At 61.4% G+C, this 22,411-nt stretch carries 22 protein-coding genes; all 22 read left to right on the forward strand.

All coding sequences use genetic code 11. From position 1 onward, the window contains the following. The first annotated feature begins 72 nt into the window (after positions 1-72). The 22 genes from ACVIW0_RS05030 to ACVIW0_RS05135 all read left to right on the forward strand — a co-directional run bounded on the left by ACVIW0_RS05030 (position 73) and on the right by ACVIW0_RS05135 (position 21,801). Entirely contained in the window at positions 73-561 is a 489-nt protein-coding gene (locus tag ACVIW0_RS05030) for a DUF992 domain-containing protein (protein WP_461351331.1), read from the forward strand. Between the two features lie 157 nt (positions 562-718). Beyond that, on the forward strand, positions 719-1,873 hold the full coding sequence (locus ACVIW0_RS05035; protein WP_461351332.1) for a YXWGXW repeat-containing protein: 1,155 nt from the start codon (positions 719-721) through the stop codon (positions 1,871-1,873). A 79-nt stretch (positions 1,874-1,952) separates the two neighbouring features. Continuing rightward, a complete protein-coding gene (locus ACVIW0_RS05040) occupies positions 1,953-2,135 on the forward strand; it encodes a hypothetical protein (RefSeq protein WP_461351333.1) in 183 nt (60 codons plus the stop codon). 85 nt (positions 2,136-2,220) lie between these two features. Further along, positions 2,221-3,126, forward strand: coding sequence for a DnaJ C-terminal domain-containing protein (locus ACVIW0_RS05045; RefSeq protein ID WP_461351334.1), 906 nt, complete (start codon positions 2,221-2,223; stop codon positions 3,124-3,126). A 5-nt stretch (positions 3,127-3,131) separates the two neighbouring features. After that, the gene (locus ACVIW0_RS05050; protein WP_461357245.1) at positions 3,132-3,413 is read left to right on the forward strand and encodes a chaperone modulator CbpM; all 282 of its coding nucleotides are present in this window, start codon (positions 3,132-3,134) and stop codon (positions 3,411-3,413) included. Positions 3,414-3,777: 364 nt separating this feature from the next. Beyond that, positions 3,778-5,166 (forward strand): sigma-54-dependent transcriptional regulator, encoded by a 1,389-nt coding sequence (locus ACVIW0_RS05055; protein WP_461351335.1) that lies wholly within the window; start codon positions 3,778-3,780, stop codon positions 5,164-5,166. After that, positions 5,145-7,172 (forward strand): sensor histidine kinase, encoded by a 2,028-nt coding sequence (locus ACVIW0_RS05060; protein ID WP_461351336.1) that lies wholly within the window; start codon positions 5,145-5,147, stop codon positions 7,170-7,172. The genes ACVIW0_RS05055 and ACVIW0_RS05060 overlap by 22 nt, the downstream gene beginning before the upstream one ends. Before the next feature lie 189 nt (positions 7,173-7,361). Beyond that, the gene (locus tag ACVIW0_RS05065) at positions 7,362-7,559 is read left to right on the forward strand and encodes a hypothetical protein (RefSeq protein ID WP_461351337.1); all 198 of its coding nucleotides are present in this window, start codon (positions 7,362-7,364) and stop codon (positions 7,557-7,559) included. Between the two features lie 48 nt (positions 7,560-7,607). Next, positions 7,608-8,000, forward strand: a complete 393-nt coding sequence (locus ACVIW0_RS05070) for a hypothetical protein (protein ID WP_461351338.1) — start codon at positions 7,608-7,610, stop codon at positions 7,998-8,000. A gap of 59 nt (positions 8,001-8,059) precedes the next feature. Then, a complete protein-coding gene (locus tag ACVIW0_RS05075; protein ID WP_461351339.1) occupies positions 8,060-8,251 on the forward strand; it encodes a hypothetical protein in 192 nt (63 codons plus the stop codon). A gap of 458 nt (positions 8,252-8,709) precedes the next feature. Continuing rightward, the gene (locus ACVIW0_RS05080; RefSeq protein WP_461351340.1) at positions 8,710-9,024 is read left to right on the forward strand and encodes a co-chaperone GroES; all 315 of its coding nucleotides are present in this window, start codon (positions 8,710-8,712) and stop codon (positions 9,022-9,024) included. Positions 9,025-9,077: 53 nt separating this feature from the next. Then, the gene (gene groL / locus ACVIW0_RS05085) at positions 9,078-10,679 is read left to right on the forward strand and encodes a chaperonin GroEL (RefSeq protein WP_461351341.1); all 1,602 of its coding nucleotides are present in this window, start codon (positions 9,078-9,080) and stop codon (positions 10,677-10,679) included. Between the two features lie 87 nt (positions 10,680-10,766). Next, positions 10,767-11,363 carry a superoxide dismutase gene (locus ACVIW0_RS05090; protein ID WP_461351342.1) on the forward strand — a complete coding sequence of 199 codons (597 nt, stop codon included), beginning with the start codon at positions 10,767-10,769 and terminating at the stop codon, positions 11,361-11,363. 3 nt (positions 11,364-11,366) lie between these two features. Then, positions 11,367-11,792 carry a thioesterase family protein gene (locus tag ACVIW0_RS05095; RefSeq protein WP_461351343.1) on the forward strand — a complete coding sequence of 142 codons (426 nt, stop codon included), beginning with the start codon at positions 11,367-11,369 and terminating at the stop codon, positions 11,790-11,792. Between the two features lie 177 nt (positions 11,793-11,969). Beyond that, entirely contained in the window at positions 11,970-14,576 is a 2,607-nt protein-coding gene (clpB, locus tag ACVIW0_RS05100; protein WP_461351344.1) for an ATP-dependent chaperone ClpB, read from the forward strand. Between the two features lie 42 nt (positions 14,577-14,618). Then, positions 14,619-14,876, forward strand: coding sequence for a DUF2171 domain-containing protein (locus ACVIW0_RS05105; protein WP_461351345.1), 258 nt, complete (start codon positions 14,619-14,621; stop codon positions 14,874-14,876). A 92-nt stretch (positions 14,877-14,968) separates the two neighbouring features. Further along, a complete protein-coding gene (locus ACVIW0_RS05110) occupies positions 14,969-15,223 on the forward strand; it encodes a DUF2171 domain-containing protein (protein ID WP_461351346.1) in 255 nt (84 codons plus the stop codon). 223 nt (positions 15,224-15,446) lie between these two features. Continuing rightward, the gene (locus tag ACVIW0_RS05115) at positions 15,447-15,641 is read left to right on the forward strand and encodes a hypothetical protein (RefSeq protein ID WP_461351347.1); all 195 of its coding nucleotides are present in this window, start codon (positions 15,447-15,449) and stop codon (positions 15,639-15,641) included. Between the two features lie 297 nt (positions 15,642-15,938). Continuing rightward, positions 15,939-17,018: a Dyp-type peroxidase gene (locus tag ACVIW0_RS05120; RefSeq protein WP_461351348.1), complete on the forward strand. Its 1,080-nt coding sequence runs from the start codon at positions 15,939-15,941 to the stop codon at positions 17,016-17,018. Next, positions 17,011-17,820 carry a family 1 encapsulin nanocompartment shell protein gene (locus ACVIW0_RS05125; protein WP_461351349.1) on the forward strand — a complete coding sequence of 270 codons (810 nt, stop codon included), beginning with the start codon at positions 17,011-17,013 and terminating at the stop codon, positions 17,818-17,820. The genes ACVIW0_RS05120 and ACVIW0_RS05125 overlap by 8 nt, the downstream gene beginning before the upstream one ends. 955 nt (positions 17,821-18,775) lie before the next feature. Beyond that, positions 18,776-20,782 carry a ParB/RepB/Spo0J family partition protein gene (locus tag ACVIW0_RS05130; protein ID WP_461351350.1) on the forward strand — a complete coding sequence of 669 codons (2,007 nt, stop codon included), beginning with the start codon at positions 18,776-18,778 and terminating at the stop codon, positions 20,780-20,782. 707 nt (positions 20,783-21,489) lie between these two features. Beyond that, positions 21,490-21,801: a DUF736 domain-containing protein gene (locus ACVIW0_RS05135; protein WP_461351351.1), complete on the forward strand. Its 312-nt coding sequence runs from the start codon at positions 21,490-21,492 to the stop codon at positions 21,799-21,801. The last annotated feature ends 610 nt before the right edge of the window (positions 21,802-22,411 follow it).

Below are 22,411 nucleotides of genomic sequence, written 5' to 3' on the forward strand. Positions count from 1 at the left end.
GTTGCGTCTTTGTACTCAAACTTCAGCAGATGTCTTGAAGGCATTCCGCCTTCATTTTGTAGGAGCTTTCTTATGCGACGACGTTTGACGGTCCTCACTGCCTTTGCCGGAGCAATGCTGGCCGCCCTGGTATCAACCGCGCAAGCCCAGCAGCCCGTGCAAAAGGTGCAAGTCGGCGTGCTTGAGTGCAAGGGTGGCCCAAGCATCGGCTTTATCGTCGGCGCGGTCACCAATCTGGCGTGTGTCTTGCGCATCAACGGACTGCCTGAAGATTATTATATCGCGACGATCCAGAAGGTCGGTCTCGACATCGGCATTACCGAGAGCACTGCGCTTGCCTGGTCGGTGTTCGCACCCATTGCCCAGCCCGGCCGCGGTGATATCGCCGGGACTTATGTCGGCGTCGACGCGATGGCCGCGGCGGTCGTCGGCGTGGGCGGCAATGTGCTGCTGGGTGGCTCGAACAACAGCATCGCGCTGCAACCCCTCAGCGTGCAGGCGGAAACCGGCCTGATCGTCGCTGCAGGATTGGAGAGCATGACGCTGCAGCCGGGTCGCTAGGAACGCTCTGAAGCAACACCGTTCGCCGGTGCGAACGGTGTCGTGCATCACGCGAATGGTCACGATTTCTCGCCAAGGCTCCCACATGTTGAAGCGACTGTTGACGACGACATCTCCCGCGGTTTTCGCTGTCTTGCTGCTCGGAAGTGCTTGCGTCATGCCGACGGTTGCGTTGTCCCAGGAAGCAGCTTGCTCTCAGGTCACGGCTGTGGAAACGCCGCCGCCGCCATTGCCTCGTTACGAACAGCCTCCCGTGCCTGCGCCGGGATATCTCTGGTCTCCGGGATATTGGTCGTGGGATGAGGATGCCGGTGACTACTATTGGGTGCCGGGAACCTGGGTGCAGCCGCCGCGACCGGGCCTGTTGTGGACCCCAGGCTACTGGGGCTGGCTTGCGGGAGCCTACATTTTCCACCCGGGTTATTGGGGTGAGCGCGTCGGCTTTTACGGCGGCGTCAACTATGGCTTCGGCTATTCGGGCATTGGCTACGAAGGCGGCCGCTGGGATCGTGGCCAATTCTTCTACAACAGCACGGTCAACAATATACGGAATGTGACGATCAGAAACGTCTATCAGAAAGCCGTCGTTGTCAATGAAACGGTGAACAACGTCAGCTACAATGGCGGACGAGGCGGCGTCGAGGCTCGTCCGACCGCTGCGGACAGAACCATAGCCAAGGAACAACATTTCGCGCCTACGCCGGTGCAACGTAAGCACGTCGAGGTCGCGAGCCACGACAGCCGTTTGTTCAACAGGGCAAATGGCGGCGCCCCGCCCGTGGTGGCCACGCCACGTCCAGCAGTGCTGAACGGGCGAGACATTGTTCGGCCCCGCCCGCCCGCCGAGGCGATGCCGTCGAACACGGACAAGCCTCGACCTGAGGATCTGAAGGGCGCGCGTCCCGAGGATCCCGCGCGGCAGCGTCTCGAAGACTCTCGGCGTCCAGCGCAGCCGCCCGCGCCGGAGCGCAAGTCACCAGCGGATGAAGCCGGAAAAGCTGCGCCTCGCGAATCTGAGCGTGAACGAACGCCGCAGCCTGAGGCGGCCCCGAGAGCTCTTCCTCCGGAAGAGCGAAGGCGCGAGGACATCCGCGTGCCGGAGGCAAGGCCGGAGTCTGCGCCGAGGCCGGAGCCTCGCCCCCAACCCATGGCTCGTCCGGCAGCCAGGCCGGAAATCGAGGCCAGACCTGCTGCCCCAGCCGTGAGGCCTGAACCGCAGCGGGAGGAGATGGGGGCGCCTCCACGCCGTGGGCCCGCGGGAGAGGAGCGTTCCGGTGAAAGGCCCGAGGAGCGGCGGCCCGAGCAGCGCTGAGCGTGACGCGCGCGGTTCTTGTCAGGCCAGCGACGACTGGAACATCGTTGAAGAAAAAGCGTGCAGAGGTTGGAAGGCGATGACAGCGAGTCTCGGAGGCAATGGACAACTCGACGACGGCAAGCCGCGGTTGACGGAAGACGACATCGTGCGGGCTCAGCTGGGTCCGCGCGGTGTCCCCGGCGCGCCGGATCCCGCACGAATGACGCCTCAACAACTGAAGAACTACCCCAAATATGTGGAGCCCGGCCATGTCGAATAATCTGGATTTGCAGCTTGGTCGTCGGCTGCCAGTAACAGGCGCGGTCTCCGCCGTGTCGAAGCATGATCGTGGTCGGGAGCGGTGAGTGGCCAAGAACCCGTACGACGTGTTGGGGGTGTCCTCCTCAGCTTCGGCCGCCGAGATACAGAAGGCCTATCGCAAGCTTGCGAAGAAGCTGCATCCCGACCTCAACCCCGGCGACAAGGCCGCGGAGGAGAAGTTCAAGGAAGCAGCCGGCGCCTATGACCTGCTCGGCGATGCCGACAAGCGCAAGCGCTTCGATAATGGTGAGATCGACGCGACCGGAGCTGAACGGCCGCAGCATCACTTCTATCGCGACTACGCCGATGCCGAAGACCCGCATGCCTACACCAGCGGGGCCGGGTTTGCCGACTTCATGGATTCGGAGGGTGCGTTCGCCGATCTGCTGAGGCGTGGACAGCGCGCACGCGCAAATCGACGCGGCGAAGATCTGCACTATCGCCTGCCTATCGAGTTCGTCGAATCGATCAGCGGTGCAACCAAGCGAATCACGCTGCCCGACGGCGGGACGCTGGAAGTGAAAATCCCTCCAGGGCTGGTGGACGGGCAGGTCCTGCGCCTGAAGGGCAAGGGAGCGTCCGGCGCCGGCAAGGGCGGACCAGGCGATGCCCTCATCGAAGTCGAAGTCACGCCGGATCGGCGCTTCACGCGTGACGGCGACAACATTCTGCTCGAATTACCGATCTCGTTGACCGAGGCGGTTCTGGGCGGTCAAATCCGGGTGCCGACGCCGACCGGCGATGTGACCATGGCGGTGCCGAAGGGATCGAATACCGGCACGACACTGCGCCTCCGAGGCAAGGGCGCGCCGCGCCGAGGGGGCAGTGCCGGCGACGAACTGGTGAAGCTGACGATCGTCCTGCCGAAGTCGCCGGATCCGGAATTGGAAGCGTTCGTCGAGAACTGGGCCAAGGGGAAGGAATTCGATCCGCGCGAAGGCACCTTGTAATGACCCTGAACAAACAGGAATTTCTGATCTCTTCGGGACTGCGGGTGCAGACGCTCGAATTCTGGCTGGAGCAACGATGGCTGATTCCGACCGAGGCGACTTCAGGTACACAGTTCTCTGATGCGGATGTCGCTCGCGCGCACCTGATCCGCGATCTCAAGAGCGACCTGGGCGTCAACGACGAGGGGATCGACGTCATCCTCCATCTCATCGATCAACTGCATGGTGTCCGGCATGCCTTCGCGTTGGTGCGCGCCGTGCTGGACGACGATTCACGGAAGGTCTGACGGAACGCGTTACTACGGTCGATTGGGGGGAGTTGACCCCGATACCGACCGAAGAAAAGTAACCCGCGCGAGCGTTAACGTGGGCGCGTCGTCGCCTTGGAGAACAACCCAGAGATGGGCGGGAACAGGATGCCAACGTCAGGACGTTTTCTCTATCGCGGATCGACGATCGCGGACGACGGCGTCAATCGCCGGCTTGTGCCTGCTGCGATGTTCGCGATCCGGCCCGGGGCGGAATGACTTATGGCCTGGCGCGGCTTGTGGTAGGCATATCGTTTTGCCTTCGCTTTTTCATTGCGCTGGAGAAGGCCATCGCGCTGCGTTGAGATGGTGCTCGTCAAGAGCGGAGTCGGGAGAGATATCGATGTCTGAGGAAGCCCCGCGTGACGTTGCCGAACCGGTGGTCGACCCGGAATTCGGGCCTTGGCTCGCGCAAGCCTCGATCTTGATCGTTGACGACGAGCCGGGGATGCGCAATTTCCTCGTTAAGCTCCTGCGCCCGCGCTGCAGGCTGATCGAGGAGTCGGCGGACGCCAAGGACGCGTCGCGGAAGCTCGACGGGCAGCATTTCGACGTCGTGATCCTCGACAACGTCATGCCCGGAAAGAGCGGCCTCGACTGGCTTGCTGAGCAGCGAGCGATCGGGTTCTTCACCGATGTCATCCTGATGACCGCCTATGCCGATCTGGATACGGCAATTGGCGCACTGCGCATCGGCGTCATAGATTTTGTCATCAAGCCATTTCGATCCAATCAATTGCTGAATGCCGTTGCACGTTGCCTCGATCGGGCACGACTGCAGCGGGAGAATTTCGTGCTGCGCCATGAGCTGAAGTCGTCCTCACAGCAGCTGTACCTGCGAAACAAGCTTATTGGAGCGTCCGCAGCAGTTCAAAAGGCGCGCGAAACTATCGCTCGGGTGGCGCCTTTGCCGACGCCGGTTCTGTTTACCGGCGAGTCCGGAACAGGCAAGGAGGTTGCCGCTCGATCGCTCCATTCGCTGTCCAACCGAGCGGACAAGCTGTTCGTGCCGGTCAACTGCGGGGCAATCCCCTCGGAAATGATCGAAAGCGAACTGTTCGGCCATGTGAAGGGCGCGTTCACGGGCGCAGGGAAGGCCCGAGAGGGGCTGTTCATGTTCGCGCAAGGAGGCACTCTTTTCCTGGACGAGATCGGCGAGCTGCCATACCAGCTGCAAAGCAAGCTGTTGCGTGTGCTTGAGGATCGTCGGGTGCGTCCCGTCGGCTCGGAGCGCGAGGTGCCGATCGACGCCCGCTATGTCTTCGCGACCAACGCCGATCTGCAGAAGCGGGTTGCCGCAGGCACCTTTCGGGCGGATCTCTATTTTCGTATCAACATCATGCAGATCGAACTTCCGTCCCTTCGGGACCGCGATCAGGATGTGCTCGAGCTTGCCGAGATCTTTATGCGCGAGATTTCCGAACAGCTTGGCATGCCGCGCGTTCCAATCGACGCCGGGATGCGGACGTTCCTTTTGCAGTACGATTGGCCAGGCAACATACGGGAGCTGCGCAATCTGATCGAGCGGACGGTGATCCTCGGTGAATTCCGGGAGGACTATCTCAAGTCACGCGGCGAAAGATCGACAAGCGATATCACGCTCGCCGATGTGGAGCGGCGGCATATCCTTTTTGTGCTTCGTGAGTCGGGGGGCGACCGTGAGGAGGCGGCACGCCGTCTCGGGATTTCGCGCAAAACGATCGACCGCAAATGCGCAAGCTGGCAACTCTGATAGCGAGCTTTTCCCCGAAGGCCTCCGTGCGGTATCGCCTGCTGGCGATGGCGCTGCTGCCGATGCTCGTCATTCTTCCGCTGCTTCTTGCAATCAGCATTTACCGCTGGAACGTGAGGTTCGACGCGGTACTGACATCCAAGGTCCATGACGATCTGACGATCGCCAGACAGTATCTCGGACGAATTTTCGAGAACACCGAGGATTATCTGGTATCGTCGGTGAGCTCCGCGCGCTTTCAGTCGATCGTTCAAACCCCGGGCTATGGGCGTGGCGCCCTGAGCGACTATCTCAAGGACATCGCACAGGCTCGCGGCTTCGACTTTCTCTACATTATCGCCGACGATGGCGCAGTGATCGCGAGCGAGTATCTGATGGCGGCCGCGCCAAGATGGAATTGGCCCGTCATCAGCTCGGCGCTTGAGGGGCGGACACGAACCGCGATTGATGTGTTTCAATCCATCGAGCTCGCGGCGATCTCCGCCGACCTTCCGAAGCGCGCTCAGATCGACATCGTGGCGACACCCGGAAGCGCGCCGACCACGCGGACGCAAGAGAGCCGAGGGCTGGTATTGCAGTCGGCGACGCCGGTTTCGCTGCCGAATGGACGAAAGGCCGCGTTGGTCGGTGGCATGCTGCTCAATCAGAACCTCGCGTTCGTCGATGCGATCAACGATCTCATCTATTTCGGGGCGGGTTTGCCGGAGGGCAGTCGCGGGACCGTGACACTGTTCCTCGATGACGTACGTATCAGTACCAATGTGAGGATGTTCGAGGGGCAGCGGGCAATTGGCACGCGTGTCTCTGCGGAAGTTCGAGATACGGTTCTCGATCGCGGCCAGACCTGGCTCGATGGCGCATTCGTCGTCAACGACTGGTACATTTCCGCCTATGAGCCGATCCGTGACAGCTATAATCGTCGCGTCGGAATGCTCTACGCCGGCTATCTTCGGCAACCGTTCACCGCAGCAAAGCGCGGGACGGTTCTGGAAATCGCCCTGGCGTTTGTCGTTGCGGTTGCGCTGACTGTCCCGCTGTTCTTGACATGGGCGGCAAGCATCTTCCGGCCGCTTGAGCGGATGACGACGACGATTTCAAAGGTCGAAAGCGGTGAATTGGGCGCGCGAACCGGACCCGTCGATGGACGCGACGAGATCGAGCAGGTTGCGGTTCATCTGGATCGGCTGCTCGATCAGATCCACGAGCGCGACGCCCAGCTGCGACAATGGAACCAGGAACTCAATCAGCGCGTCGAGGAACGCACAAACAAGCTCGTGCATGCGAACCAGCAGCTCGAAGCAACCACCAAGCAGCTGATCATGTCGGAAAAGCTCGCTGCGATTGGTGAAATCACCGCGGGCGTCGCCCATGAGATCAACAATCCCATTGCGGTGATGCAGGGCAACCTGGAGATCATCAGGGACATGATGGGCACCAGGGCCGACGAAGCAAAAACCGAGTTTCGGCTTATCGACGAGCAGATGCACCGCGTCAGTGAAATCGTGACGAGGCTCCTGCAATTCGCCAAGCCGCAGGAATATGCCGGCTTTACCGATCAATACGATCCCGCGGTCGTCGTCACCGACACGCTGCCGCTCGTTCAACATCTGCTGAACAAGACGACGATCAGCGTCGAAACGGACTATCACGCCTCACGCCTGATCTCGATGAATCGCACCGAGTTGCAGCAGGTGCTGGTCAATCTCCTCGTCAACGCAATTCACGCGACATCGGGAGGCGGGCGTTTGACAATCCGAACCTTCGATCGGAATGAGGGCAGGCGCCGCGGCGTCGTGATCGATGTGACGGACACCGGTGGCGGTATGACGCCGGACGTGATGCAGCGGATCTTCGATCCATTCTTCACGACCAAGAGGCGGGAGGGAACCGGCTTGGGGCTGTCGATCAGCCAGATGCTCGTCACGCGCCAAGGTGGTAAGATCTCCGTCGAGAGCGAACCCGGCAAGGGTACGACCTTTACGGTCTGGCTGCCTGCGGAGGGCTGACGGCGACCGAAGGGCTGGTGACATTTCGTCCCGCTGCAAAGACAAATTGTCCGCCGGCTCTTGATTGCAGTCATTAAGCGATTGATATCGCGTGATGCCTCGCTTGGCACGGCTGTTGCTGGAATCGCCGAGGGCGGTCGGAACTTCAACCGCGTGCAACAACGAGTCTGAGGTCAAGGAGACGCAGCAATGCCACGTCATCATGGGAAGATGCCTCCCGTTCCGCCGGCCAACCGCAGCCCGAAGGGCACCGGCGGTGACCCCGAAGTCAAGCAGGATACGTCGTCGAAGAAGCGCGAAGACAATTACGCGGAACAAGGCGATACCGCAAACATTCGCGAGAACACCACCAATGAAGGCTATTTCCAGGGGCGCCGTACAAAATGATGTCCGGCAGCAGCGTCTCTCAATCGGTGTGAAGAGAGGATCTCAGAAATGACCGTTGTATCTACCCCGCAACTTTCGAAGGATATGCAGGCCAAAGCGCACCTGCTCGTTAATCAGGTCGGTCTCATGCCCCAGGCGCTGGATCGGCCATTGGAAGCGGATGATCTGCTCTTCTACATCAGTGAGACGACGGTGCCGATGGCTGCGTTCTTGAAAAGCCACGGACTGTTCATGGACGACGAAGGGCTGCACTTCGATTTCTCGCAGTTCGATCCCATCCGCGAAGTCGCCGTCAAGGTCGTTACCGAGCATGACGCCGGGAATCTGGACGGCGTGTGGAAGCAATTCGATCTCTCGACTGACGAGGACGCCGACTACAATGGCGAGTACATCCTGCTTGCCCTTGCCGCCCTCGCGGTCATGTATGATCAGGCGAACTAGGCTGGCCGGGCGGCGCGCTGCACGAGCAGCGGGTGAGATCGCGACCGAGGAGATGCGTGATGACGCTGATTGAACTGGCTGACGCGCTGGACAAGGTTGACGAGGAAGCGTTTGCCTCGATGCTGTTGGAATATGAGCTCAATCACGATGACGAGCCCAAGGTCGTGAAGACGATGATCGTCGAGGCGCTGCGTTTTGCGGATGCGCACGGATTTCGCGTGGCCCGACCGCCGCTCGACGAGGCCGACTAGTCGCGCCGCCTTGCCGATCCAGCGAGGCAACCGGCCATGGCCGGCACGGGTGAATTCATCGACACGGCCCCATCGAGGCACGCCCGCTCCATGTGCGCCGGGAGCGTAGACGGTCTCGCGGGTGCTCGCCGATCGTTCTCATTCGATTTCGACCCATATCGAACGCTCCTTTCGACAAGCGAGCTTTGATCCTCTGGCTGGTGAGCAGTGCTCCCAAGCGAGACGCAGGACATTTTGTCCGGCTTGCTTTCGACAAGTTGTCCGAAAGCACCTCGCTCCCGCGCAGCAACTGCTTGATATCGTAGAACATCCGATCTGGCACATGAGTTGCTCAGCATCTTGGAGCAGCAGCGCGGTCGCGCGGCAATCACTATCCGTTACGCACTGTCAGCTTTCCGGCCCGGACATCAGCAAGCAAGGATCACGTCGGCACCGCTGTTCAACCCTGAGAGGACCCCATGGCGTTCCATCCGTTACACGACCGCATTCTGCTCCGAAGGATCGAGGCCGAAGAGAAAACGGCCGGCGGCATCATCATCCCCGATACCGCCAAGGAGAAGCCGCAGGAGGGCGAGGTCGTCGCTGTTGGTCCGGGCGGTCGCGATGAGAGCGGCAAGCTTGTTCCGTTGGACGTCAAGCCGGGTGATCGCGTGCTTTTCGGCAAATGGTCGGGGACCGAGGTGATCCTCGACGGAAAAGAACTCCTGATCATGAAGGAATCCGACGTGATGGGCATCGTCGATGCGCCCGTGAAAGGAAAGAAGGGCCCCTAGTCCCAAGCAGCCGCTTTTGAACAAGCATTCAAGAATGATCCGGGAGACGATTCGTGGCAGCCAAAGACGTAATCTTCGATACCGAAGCCCGCGAGAAGATGATGCGGGGCGTCGATGTCCTCGCCGACGCGGTGAAGGTGACCTTGGGGCCGAGGGGCCGCAACGTCATTATCGAAAAGTCCTTTGGTGCCCCCCGCATCACCAAGGACGGCGTAACCGTCGCCAAGAGTATCGAGCTCGAAGACAGGTTCGAGAACATGGGCGCGCAGATGCTCGGCGAGGTCGCCGCCAAGACCGGCCAGATCGCTGGCGACGGCACCACGACGGCAACGGTCCTCGCGCAGGCGATCCTCCGGGAGGGCGCCAAGTCGGTCGCTTCGGGCATGAACCCGATGGATCTGAAGCGTGGCATCGACAAATCCATCGAAGCTGTGATTAACGAGCTGTGGAAGAACACCCGGAAAGTCGCCAAGAACGACGAGATCGCCCAGGTCGGGACCATCTCCGCAAATGGCGACAGCGAGATCGGCCAATACCTGGCTGAAGCCATGCAGAAGGTCGGCAACGAGGGCGTCATCACCGTCGAAGAGGCCAAGACCGCCGAGACGGAATTGGAAATCGTCGAAGGGATGCAGTTCGATCGGGGCTATCTCTCGCCATACTTCGTCACCAATCCCGACCGCATGCTGGTCGAGCTCGACGATCCCTACATTCTTCTCTTCGAAAAGAAGCTGTCGAATCTTCAGGCCATGCTTCCCGTGCTGGAAGCGGTCGTTCAGTCAGGCAACCCGCTTCTCATCATTGCGGAGGATGTCGAGGGCGAGGCGCTCGCTACGCTCGTCGTCAACAGGCTCCGTGGCGGCCTCAAGGTTGCGGCGGTCAAGGCGCCGGGATTCGGTGACAGGCGCAAGGCCATGCTTGAGGATATCGCCATTCTGACCGGCGGTCGCCTGATCTCGGACGATCTCGGCATGAAGCTCGAGAACGTCGAGCTCAGCATGCTTGGCCGTGCCAAGCACGTCCGCATCGAGAAGGAGACCACGACGATTGTCGATGGCGCCGGCAAGAAGGCCGACATTCAGAGCCGGATCACGCAGCTCAAGCGGCAGATCGAGGACACGACGTCGGATTATGATCGCGAAAAGCTGCAAGAGCGATTGGCGAAGCTGGCGGGCGGTGTCGCCGTCATTCGCGTTGGCGGCGCGACCGAGGTGGAGGTCAAGGAAAAGAAGGATCGCGTCGATGACGCGCTGCATGCCACGCGCGCCGCGGTCGAGGAAGGGATCCTGCCAGGCGGCGGGGTCGCTCTCCTGAAATCGTCCAGGGCGCTCGACGGGTTGAAGCTTGCCAACGCCGACCAGCAGCACGGCGTTCAGATCGTACGCAAGGCGCTCGAAGCGCCTGTTCGACAGATCGCCGACAATGCCGGCGAGGAGGGGTCCGTCATCGTCGGCAAGCTGCGCGAAGCGGGAGACTTCAGCTACGGATGGAACGCCCAGACCAATCAATACGGCGACCTTTACAATGAGGGCGTGATCGACCCCATGAAGGTCGTGCGAACGGCATTGGAGAATGCTGCATCGGTCGCCGGCCTGATGGTGACAACTGAAGCGATGGTGGCCGAGAGGCCCAAGGAGCCGGCCGCCGGCGTGTGACGGCGGCATCTGAACCACGAGATCCGCGGCGGCGCGCGTTTGTCGCAAACACCGCCGTCGCGGATGTTCTCTCCAGAGGAGATGTCCATGTCTTTCACGCTTCCCGATCTGCCCTACGCCCATGACGCGCTCGCCCCCTACATGTCGAGGGAAACGCTGGAATATCACCACGACAAGCATCACGCCGCGTACGTGAATGCGCTCAATAACCTCATCAAAGGTACCGAATGGGAAGGAATGAGCCTGGAGGACGTCGTGATCGGCTCCTTCGGGCACAACGCTCCCCTCTTCAACAATGCGAGCCAGGACCTGAACCACACCTACTTCTGGAAATGGATGAAGCCGCACGCCCGGGGTACGTTGCCGGGGGCTCTTGAAAAGAAGATCAAGGCGGACTTCGGCTCGATCGAGAAGATGAAGGAAGAGTTCATCGCCGCCGGCGTCGGACAGTTCGGCTCGGGCTGGTGCTGGCTAGCGGTCAAGGATGGCAAGATCGTCGTCATGAAGACACCCAATGGCGAGAACCCGCTCGTCCATGGTGCAAAGCCCATACTGGGCTGTGACGTGTGGGAGCACTCCTACTACATCGACTATCGCAACCGAAGGCCCGACTACATCAAGGCGTTTCTCGACTACCTTGTGAACTGGGACCATGTCGATGATCTCTTCAGGCACGCGGCGTGACCCATGAAGGTGATACCGAACGGCGCAACCGGACGCTTCGCGCTTGTCGTGAAGCCCGAACATTTGGCCAACCGCGTCAAGGACAGCATCCTGCCGCCGGTGCTGGCGACGCCGGTCATGATCATGGCGATGGAGAATGCCGCGTTGAACGCCGTTCGTGACTATCTCGAGCCGGGTGAAAGCGTGGTCGGCACCATGGTCAACGTGCAGCATCTGGCCGCGACCGTCGTCGGGCAGACGGTGACGGCGACGGCCGAAGTCACAGGAGTCCAGGGTCGCCAGATCGCATTTGCCGTCAGCGCGTCCGATGAAATCGAGCAAATCGGCAAGGGGACCCACGAGCGGATGGTCGTCGAGGTCGCCAGGCTGCAACAGCGCCTCGATGCAAAGATCGCGCGATCAGCGGCCGCTCGAGCAGCGCCGCGCTGAGGCAGGGAGCAACCGTCATGTCCGATCGCGCCGTCGTCGTCCATCCCACCGAGACCAAATGCCGAAGAGGTGAGGCCGAAGCTGCCGGGAATGCAGCCCACCTGCACCGATACAAGCCGGATCGCAACTCCGTTCCTGACCATTTGACGACAGACCGCGGGTTTGAAGGGTAGCTCCATGAATGCTGAAAAATACACCGATCGCGCGAGGGGCTTTATCCAGTCGGCGCAGTCGCTGGCAACAAGAGAGGGTAACCAACAGTTCACGCCGCTTCACGTGCTCAAGGTGCTACTCGACGACAATGAAGGGCTGGCCGCCGGTCTGATCGATCGGGCGGGCGGAAACTCGCGGGCGATCCTGCACGCGACGGAAGCGGCTCTGGCGAAATTGCCGAAGGTGTCCGGCTCGGGTGCGGGACAAGTTTATATGGCGCCCGACACCGCGCGCCTGTTTACCGCTGCCGAGGAGCTGGCCGAAAAGGCCGGCGACAGCTTCGTCACCGTCGAACGGCTGCTGCAGGCCTTGTCGACGGACAAGAACAGCGAGGCGGCGAAGATCCTGGCGCAGGGCGGCGTCAATGCCCGGGCGCTCGGTGCCGCGATCGACCTGCTCCGCAAGGGCCGTACCGCGGACAGCGCGTCGGCCGAGAATGCATATGACGCGCTGAAGAAGTACGCCCGCGACCTGACGCAGGCCGCGCGGGAAGGCAAGCTCGACCCGGTGATCGGCCGCGACGAGGAGATCCGCCGCACCATCCAGGTCCTGTCACGCCGGACCAAGAACAATCCCGTCCTGATCGGCGAGCCGGGCGTCGGCAAGACCGCCATCGTCGAAGGGCTTGCTTCGCGGATCGTCAACGGCGACGTTCCCGAGAGCTTGCAGGACAAGAAGCTGCTCGCGCTCGATATGGGCGCGCTGATCGCGGGCGCCAAGTACCGCGGCGAGTTCGAGGAGCGACTGAAGGCCGTGCTTTCCGAAGTGACGTCGGCAGACGGCGGAATCATCCTCTTCATCGACGAGATGCACACCCTCATCGGTGCGGGCAAGACCGACGGCGCGATGGATGCGTCCAATCTCCTCAAGCCGGCGCTGGCGCGCGGCGAGTTGCACTGTGTCGGGGCGACCACGCTCGACGAGTACCGCAAGCATGTCGAGAAGGATGCCGCGCTTGCCCGCCGTTTCCAGCCGGTCTTCGTGTCGCAGCCCACGGTGGAGGACACGATATCGATCCTGCGCGGCCTCAAGGACAAGTATGAACAGCATCATGGCGTGCGGATCTCGGACGCCGCGCTGGTCGCCGCCGCAACGCTGTCCAACCGCTACATCACCGATCGGTTTCTTCCCGACAAGGCCATCGATCTTGTCGACGAGGCGGCGGCACGGCTCAAGATGCAGGTCGACTCCAAGCCGGAGGAGCTGGATTCGCTTGACCGCGAAATCGTGCGTCGCAAGATCGAGCAGGAGGCGCTCAAGAAGGAAAGCGATGCCGGGTCGAAGAGCCGTCTGAAGACGCTCGACGGCGAGTTGGTCGATCTCGAGAAGCGCTCCGCCGACATGACGACGAAATGGCAGGCCGAGAAGAGCAAGCTCTCGGACGCCCAGAAGATGAAGGCGCAGCTCGAGCAGCTGCGCACGGAGTTGGCGAACGCGCAACGCAAGGGCGAATACCAGCGGGCAGGCGAGCTGTCTTACAGCGCGATTCCCGAGCTCGAAAAGAAGCTGGCCACCGTCGAGGCCAGCGAGAGCAGTTCAATCAGCGAGACGGTCACGGCGGACAACATAGCTCAGGTGGTTTCACGCTGGACCGGCGTTCCAGTCGACAAGATGCTGGAGGGCGAACGGGAAAAACTGCTCCAAATGGAGGAGATGATCGCCAAGCGCGTGGTCGGGCAGACACAGGCCGTCCGCGCCGTGTCGACGGCGGTGCGGCGGGCACGCGCGGGACTGCAGGACCCGAACCGGCCGATGGGCTCGTTCATGTTCCTCGGTCCCACCGGTGTTGGCAAAACGGAACTAGCGAAAGCGCTCGCGGAGTTCCTGTTCGACGATGAGCACGCAATCCTGCGCATCGACATGTCGGAGTTCATGGAGAAGCACTCGGTCGCGCGGCTCATCGGCGCGCCCCCGGGTTATGTCGGCTACGACGAGGGCGGCGTCCTCACGGAAGCGGTGCGGCGGCGGCCCTATCAGGTCGTGCTGTTCGACGAGATCGAGAAGGCCCATCCGGACGTCTTCAACGTGCTGTTGCAGGTCCTCGATGACGGCCGCCTAACCGACGGCCAGGGCCGTACGGTCGATTTCCGCAACACCCTCATCATCATGACCTCGAACCTGGGCGCGGAATACCTCGTCAATCAGGGCGAAGGCGAAAAGACCAGCGTCGTTCGCGAGAAGGTCATGGAGATGGTCCGCGCGCATTTCCGGCCGGAATTCCTCAACCGCGTCGACGCGATCATCCTGTTCCAGCGGTTGCAGAAGAAGGACATGGGCCGGATCGTCGATATCCAGTTTGCGCGGCTCCGCAAGCTCCTCGACGAACGCAAGATCGCGTTGTCGCTCGATGCCAAGGCCCAGAACTGGCTGGCTGCGAAAGGCTGGGATCCGGCCTATGGCGCCAGGCCGCTGAAGAGAGTCATCCAGCGGTATGTGCAGGATCCGCTGGCTGAGATGTTGCTGGCCGGCGACGTCCGCGATGGCTCCACGGTGCAGATCTCCGCCGGGAAAGACGGTTTGACGTTCAACGGGAAGGCCGTGAAGCCGCCGGATGATGACGAGGCGATCTAAGCGTCAGGCGTGGGAGTAACATGGAACGAGCAGGTGAAACCAATGAAGCATCAGATCAAAGAGGGCATGGAGGTCGTCGGGTTTGACGGCGTGCAGATCGGCGTCGTCGACGGCATCGAGGGTGACCGGATCAAGCTGAAGAAGAGCGACAGCGGCGGCGGTCATCACAAGCGGCATCACCATTATATCGGCATGGATTTCGTGGATAGCGTCACGGATCACCACCGGGTGCGGCTTTGCTCCGATGCCGACATCGTCGAACTCTTTGAGGAGGAAAAGTCCGGACGCCCCGTAAAATAGCAATCGGTACGGACAGTCCGCAAGCCACGCAGTTGGTAGGCGGATGATAGCTCACACAAGCTCGCAATGGACCCCAAGGGAGAGGTACAGCCATGAACAAGATCAACGGCGGAATGGAAATCATCGGCGCGGACGGCGTGCATGTCGGCACGGTCGATCGGGTCGAAGGCGATCGCATCAGGCTGAAGAAGAGCGACAGTTTCGGGCATCACAAAGGTCATCAGCACTATATCGAATTGGGCTTCGTCGCAGGCGTCGAGGGCGACAAGGTGCGCTTGTCCGCCAACGCAGACATTGCGCTGACCCTGGAGGAAGAACCGTCAGGACGGCCTGTCGATCTCGGCTAGCGCTATCGATGTAATCTGGCTCGTGCCACATCGCTGTTGGCTGATGCCGATGTGACGCGGGCTTCGTGCACGGCGTGGACAATTTGTCCTCGCGGATCCGGACAGATTGTCGGAGCCGACCAGTCCGGCCACCATAACCTATTGAAATGGAGCCGCCTCGAAGCTGGCACGGCGGTTGCTCAGAAGGTTCGGTAACCCGTCAGAAAACAGAGAGCCAGACGCAATGGACGAGTATGACCTCTACATCAATGTGAAGAAGCCCGCGATCGGACTCTATGTGCGGAAGGGAGCTCAACTTCCGGACCTCGCCGACAAGGCGGACTGGGTCTTTGATGGGACCGCCGCCCAAGATCTCCTGCCGCCCGGCGTGATTGAAGGCGTCAAAGCCGATGGCTATGCCTTTCGGGACATGGATTGACAAGGCCTCCGTCCGACGATTGGAGAGCAGGCGACCTGTCGATGGCAACGGTTCTGTGTGTCCTCTATCCAAATCTCGTTGCAGGCCATCCGACGAGCTACACGCGGTCGGAAATCCCGATCATCGCCGACCACGCGGACGGATGTGGCCAGTGCCATCTCCGCGGGCGCCGCTCGGCTTTCGAGCATCAAGTCCTATCAGCTGACTTGAGCAAGCCGCTGCTCGGCAAATCATCGTTGTCACAAGCGAAGACAATCGAGCAAGAGCAGGTATTGGAAGATTGCCAGGGAGTTATGCGTGCCATCTGTCGTCCCGCAGCCAATCGTCGCGAAACTGACGCGAGCTGCCATATTTCTCGTCATCAGGATCAACCCCGGACGGGACAACGAAATTGTGGTGCGTAGTCTATGTGCCGATCTGTCTGCGCTACTGCGAGCCGTTGGATTTCGCGATCTCGAAGCGCGGTTGTCATGTGTGATGGGCCTCGGCTCCGATGCCTGGGATCGACTGTTTGGCGCTCCGCGGCCCAGGGATCTCCACCCCTTCAAGGAAATCCATGGGGTGCATCACGCGGTCTCCACGCCAGGCGACATCCTTTTTCATATTCGGTCGGTCCGCATGGACCTATGTTTCGAGCTCGCCTCCCAGATCATGTCCCGACTGGACGCGGCCGTCGCGACGATCGACGAGGTTCATGGATTCAAATACTTTGATGATCGCGACTTGCTCGGGTTTGTCGACGGAACCGAGAACCCGGTCGATCAGGATGCGGTCAACGCGACGACGATCGGGCAAGAGGATCCAGCATTCGCTGGCGGAAGCTACGTCATCACCCAGAAGTATTTGCACGATCTGAAGCGATGGAACGCCATATCCATCTCGGAGCAGGAGAATATCATCGGTCGCCACAAGCTGTCCGACATCGAGCAGCAGGACTCGGCTAAAGCGCCCTACGCCCATAATGTCCTGACGACAATCGTCGAAGATGGCGAGCAGCTTGAGATCGTGCGCGACAACATGCCTTTCGGTGAAATCGGCAAGGGTGAGTTTGGCACCTATTTCATAGGCTACGCTCGCTCGCCGCACCGGATCGAGCAGATGCTCGAGAACATGTTTGTCGGTCGACCGCCTGGCAACTACGATCGGCTGCTGGATTTCAGCCGCGCCGCTACGGGCTCGCTGTTCTTCGTGCCGTCAGCGACGTTTCTCGACGATGTTTCGCCGGAAGACATCGGCATCACGCCGTCCAGCGAGGAGGCGCCGGTCGAGGCGGAGCGGCGTGAGGCAGATTCGTCAGATGTCGCTCGTAAACATCCGCCCGTCAGCGACGGGTCGCTTGGAATTGGCTCCTTAAACAAGAAGGCGAACCATGAATAATCTCCACCGGCAACTCGCTCCAATATCCGACGCTGCATGGGCTCAAATCGAGGAGGAAGCCTCCCGTACCCTGAAACGACACCTTGCCGGCCGGCGTGTTGTCGACGTGCCCGAAGCCAAGGGGAGTGGCTTTTCGGGGGTAGGCACTGGCCATGTCAAGCAACTCCAGGCTCCCGGTGAGGGCATCACGGCACACCAGCGCGAGGTGAAGGCGCTCGTCGAATTGCGCGTCCCATTCCAGCTCTCCCGCCAACAGATTGATGACGTTGAGCGCGGAGCCCTGGACGCCGATTGGACGCCGGTCAAGGACGCTGCCCGCAAAATTGCATTTGCGGAGGACCGGGCAATTTTCGATGGATATGCGGCTGCCGGGATCGAGGGCATTCGCCAGGCCAGCAGCAATGCGGGGCTTATTCTTCCTACAAATGCAGGAGCCTATCCAAGTGCAGTCGCACAAGCGGTCAGTGAACTCAGGCTTGCCGGATGCAATGGGCCGTATGCCCTTGTCCTTGGGGCGGACGCGTACACGGCGGCCAGCGGCGGAAGCGATGAAGGATACCCCGTCTTTCACCACGTCGAACGGGTCGTTGACGGCGGCGTCTTCTGGGCGCCCGCTATCAACGGCGCTTTTGTTCTGACGACGCGAGGAGGCGATTTCGCGCTGGATATCGGCCAAGACCTCTCGATCGGTTATCTCAACCACACCGACACAACCGTCGAGCTCTATTTCCAGGAGACGTTCACTTTCCGGGTGCTGACTACCGAGGCCTCGGTGGTGCTCGCTCCAGCCGAGAAGCAATAGCGAGCCTAGCTACTGTCCCAGGTAACGGGCAGCTCTGCGAACGTCACCCGGTGGGGGCATTCCAGAGGCTCCGACCGATCATCCGTGATCGATGGAAGCGACCGGCATCGTCGTCGGGAAAGTCCAGCGGCCGTCCTGTTGCCGGGCTGCTTACGCGAAGAGAAACGGCCGAGTCGGAAAACACCGCCAAGTGCCTGAAATGCTGGCGCACCCGACACGATTCGAACGTGTGACCTTTGCCTTCGGAGGGGCAAATCCACCGGTTCGATGGGTAGGACGTCGCTCCGATGCGAAGTCCCAAAAGTCCCACTGTGCGCAAGTTAAGGGGATGGGCGCGTGCGGCTATGGCCGCATCGGGCTCTTGTCAACCGAGCCGCATAGCGTCTCGGCCATTCGGCTTCGATCCCTCGCGCAAGTAAGAGAGTATAATGAGTCGCTCGCCGGAGGCACTCGCCCGCGGGCCCCGCCGGCATTGCATGCCGGCGTCGCTATCGCTGTCCCGCGCTCGGGTGCCTTGTTAACCGGTCTCGCGACTGCAGTCGCCTCGGTGCCCGCGGTCATTGCATGCCCGCGTCGCTATCACTGCCCTCTCGCCGGCTGCCTCTTTTGGTTTCTCTCACTTTTGCGTTGTCTTCACGTCCGCAGGGTCGCCCATCTTTCTCATTGTTAGATCTAAGGGGCGCTGCCCCTCGCGCGCGCCAGGGTAAAGCGCCGGCTCGCCGCCGCCGACCCGGGCGGTCTCCCCGGTCTTCCGCGCTGTTTTCACGCTGCCGACTTTGGACGACATGGCGCACACGCTTGTGCAGACCCGCTTCTTGCGAAGCGGCCCTGTTCGGGCGGGCGAAACCCCTCCGCCCGGGTCGCCCTGGCACTTGCTACCCCCGATCTCGCCGACGGGCAGGGGCGCAGGCGCGGAGTGCGCCCTGCACCCATGGAAGCAAAAGGAAGAATGATCATGTCGGCCAAAACGTTTGAAATACCTGATGGAACAGAGGTTCGCATTCCGCTCGGCAAGCTCAAGAAGTCGCCGAAGAACGCGCGCAAGAAGCCGCACAGCGAGGCGGCGATCGAGGCCTTGGCGGCGAGCATCGCGGTCAAAGGCATCCTGCAGAATCTGGTCGTCGAGCCGGAGCTGGACGGAGAGGGAGCGGCGACCGGGTTCTATTTGGTGACCATCGGCGAAGGCAGGCGGCTGGCCCAGCTGCTGCGGGTCAAGCGCAAGGAGATCAAGAAGTCTGAGCCGATCCGCTGCATTGTCGACACCGCGAACGACCCCCACGAGATCAGCCTGGACGAGAACGTCACCCGGGAAAGCATGCATCCCGCCGACCAGTTCGAGGCGTTCAGGAAGCTCGCGGACGAGCGTGGTTTTGGCGCGGAGGAGATCGCCGCACGGTTCGGTGTCACGCCCAATGTGGTGCGGCAACGGCTCCGGTTGGGCGCCGTTTCCCCGAAATTGATCCAGCTCTATCGCGACGGCGATCTCGCACTTGAGCAGGTGATGGCCTTTGCCATTACCGATGATCAGGCACGGCAGGAGGCTGTTTACGAGCGTCTTTCCTATGACCGCGATGCCCCTACCATCCGTCGTCTGCTCACTGAAACACATGTCGCCGCCACCGATCGCCGTGCACGTTTTGTCGGGCTCGAGGCCTATACGGAAGCGGGCGGAACGATCTTGCGCGACCTCTTCACCGACGATCGCGGCGGCTATCTGGAGGACGTCTCGCTGCTCGATCTCTTCGTGACGGCAAGGCTCGGCCGCGAGGCGGATAGCTTGCGGGCGGCCGAGGGATGGCGGTGGACGGAAGCCCATCTCGACTTCCCGCACGCCAACGGCATGCGCCGCGTCTACCCGCATCCGGTCGAGCTTTCGGCCGAAGATCAGGCCTCGCTTCAGGCGGTCCAGAGCGAGTTCGACCGGCTGACCGAGCAGCATCAGACGGCCGACGAACTGCCCGACGAGGTGGACGCGCGGTTCGGTGAACTGGAGGCCGAGATCGACCGGCTGGAGGCAAAACGGCAGGGCTACGATCCCGATGACATCGGGCGCAGCGGCGCCTTTGTGATCCTTAGTCATGACGGCACCGTCCGGATCGAACGGGGCTTCATCCGCCCTGAGGACGAGAAACCCCATGCTGAGACCGGGCAGGACAGCGAAGCGCAGGCATCGGAAGAGGAGGGCGGCGGAGGCGATCCAGCCGAGCGCGACGGTGAGGGGGAAGACGGTGAAAATGACGAGGAGGAGGAGGCTCAGCGTCTCTCTGACACGCTGGTCCGCGACCTCGCTGCGCACCGCACCTTAGGGCTGCGGCTCAATCTGAGTGAGCAGCCTGACGTTGCCATCGTGGCGGTGACGCATGCGCTCGCCGCGCAAATCTTCTATTTCGGAGCCAATGCGCATGTGGTCGGTATCCAGCCGGTGAAGACGGATTTGTCCGTGCATGCGGTCGGAATCGAGGACACTCCGGCCGGCAAGGCGTGGTCGGATCGCCATGCCAATTGGGCGAGGCAGATGCCCAAGGACGTCGCCGGGCTATGGGAATTCGTGGCCGATCTCGACCACGACAGCCGCATGGCGTTGTTCGCGCATTGTGTCGCCTTGACCGTCAATGCGGTCAAACTGCCGTTTGACCGGAGGCCGCGCGCCATGGCGGCAGCCGACCGTTTGGCCGAGGCCGCGGGCCTCGACATGACCTCCTATTGGTGTCCAACCGTGCGCAGTTATCTCGGCCGCGTCACCAAGGCGGGCATTCTGGAAGCGGTCAGAGAAGGCGTCAGCGAAGAGGCGGCAGAGCGCCTGTCGTCGCTGAAAAAGGCCGACATGGCGCAAGCTGCCGAACAGCTGTTGGCGGCAACCGGTTGGCTGCCGATGTTGCTGCGGACGGCCGCGCCGCAGGGCCAAACCGATCCGCAAAGCGAGGTGCAGGGCAGCGAACTTCGCTCGCAGGCTGCGGAGTAAGATGCGCGCTGGGGCCGCATGGCGGCTCCGGCAGGCTCCAAAATTTTCGGCCGCGCACCTGACGGCGCGCGGCCGGTTCAATCAATGCACAGCGGCGACTGCGCACGCTGGACCCTCCCAAATCCGGGCCACGATCCGTCCGAGTCACGCTGTTTGCAGCGGCCGATGCGGCTGTGCCGCGCCTTCTTTTTGCGGGGACGAGGCAATCGGGCCGGAAGCTTTGGTCGTGCCCAGAACCTCGTGCGAGAGCGCAAAGCGGGCGGATAGTCCTGGCCGCGACGTCGGTTCCTTACGAACAATGCGGTTCGTTCGCGTTCGTTTGCCCGGTGCTTCGTTCCTTCCATTGATGCGCAGACGCCGGCTTTTCCTCGAACGATCCCGCCGCTTTCCGATGCCGCGGTGAACGCCGGCAGCCATGGTCATCGCCATCAGTCCGGGCACGGGCTCGCGTCCAACGCATCCTCGATTGGGCTGATCAGGCCCGAGGGACGGCAACAGCCTCGATCGCCTTCCCGCAACGGCTCACGCCTGCCTTTTTCCCCTGCCGCCAGGTGGCGGCATTCCTCCCGGGAAGACAAAAAAGCAGGCTTTCGCTGTCCTCCGCTGGCGCTGCGGGCCTTGCGGCTGCGGGCCGATCGCTCCCCAGGCAAGGGATCGCCATCGAGGCTGCGATGGACGCGGCCCGAGCAAAACAGACGGAGATTATCATGGCGACCATCGGCACTTTCACCGCATCAGAGAACGGCTACACCGGCTCGATCAAGACGCTGACGCTCAACATCAAGGCCAAGCTCGTCGCATCCGAAAAGGACAACGACAAGGCTCCCGACTACCGGATCTTCGCGGGGGCGACCGAGTTCGGCGCCGCCTGGAAGAAGACCGTCCGCGACAGCGAGCGCGAATACCTCTCGGTCAAGCTCGACGATCCGAGCTTCCCCACCCCGATCTACGCCTCGCTGGTCAAGGTCGAAGGCGACGAGGGTTTCAGCCTGATCTGGTCGCGCCGCAGCGCCGACTAACCTGACGGATCAGCGGCCCCGCCTCTTCGGAGGCGGGGCTTTTTTTGCGTTTCCTGCACCGCTTGGGGAGAGAGCGGAAGGGCATTTTTGCGTTCAGAAGCGAGGCTCCTCCGCTGCTCAAAATGCGATTGATCGGATCGCTTTTCGGGCGGTGGTTTGGCCTGAGCGAACGAGATTTCGCATCGGATCTGGCTTTGATTTTTGATCTTCAGCGTGCGATTTCATCGGCTCTAACGAGCACTAGTGACGCGCTTTCGGAGCTCGAATTGCTTGCCATTTGTCGCGCGAAAGGCCTCGATTTCATGTTGCCGAGATTGAATGCGGATGGATCGACCTGGCAATTTGATCAAAAGTCAGAGCAACCAAATCTGAGGACAGAGCAGGGTAGGTAGGGTAGGGCGTAGGGCAAGATAAAAGCACTAGCACCAAAGGGCGGCCAAGTGGTTGTCTGCACATCCAGGATTTGTCGCTAGCGGTGGGTGGGGCGTCGCTACAAAATCGCCACACGCTTCGTCTCAATGATGAATAACGTCTGTATCGGGGAGGGGTAAGTTCTAAGCCTCGCGAAACACATCGGAGCGATCAGTGAAATCTGGCCGAGAAATTTCGC

The sequence above is a fragment of the Bradyrhizobium sp. USDA 4454 genome (genome assembly GCF_054822705.1).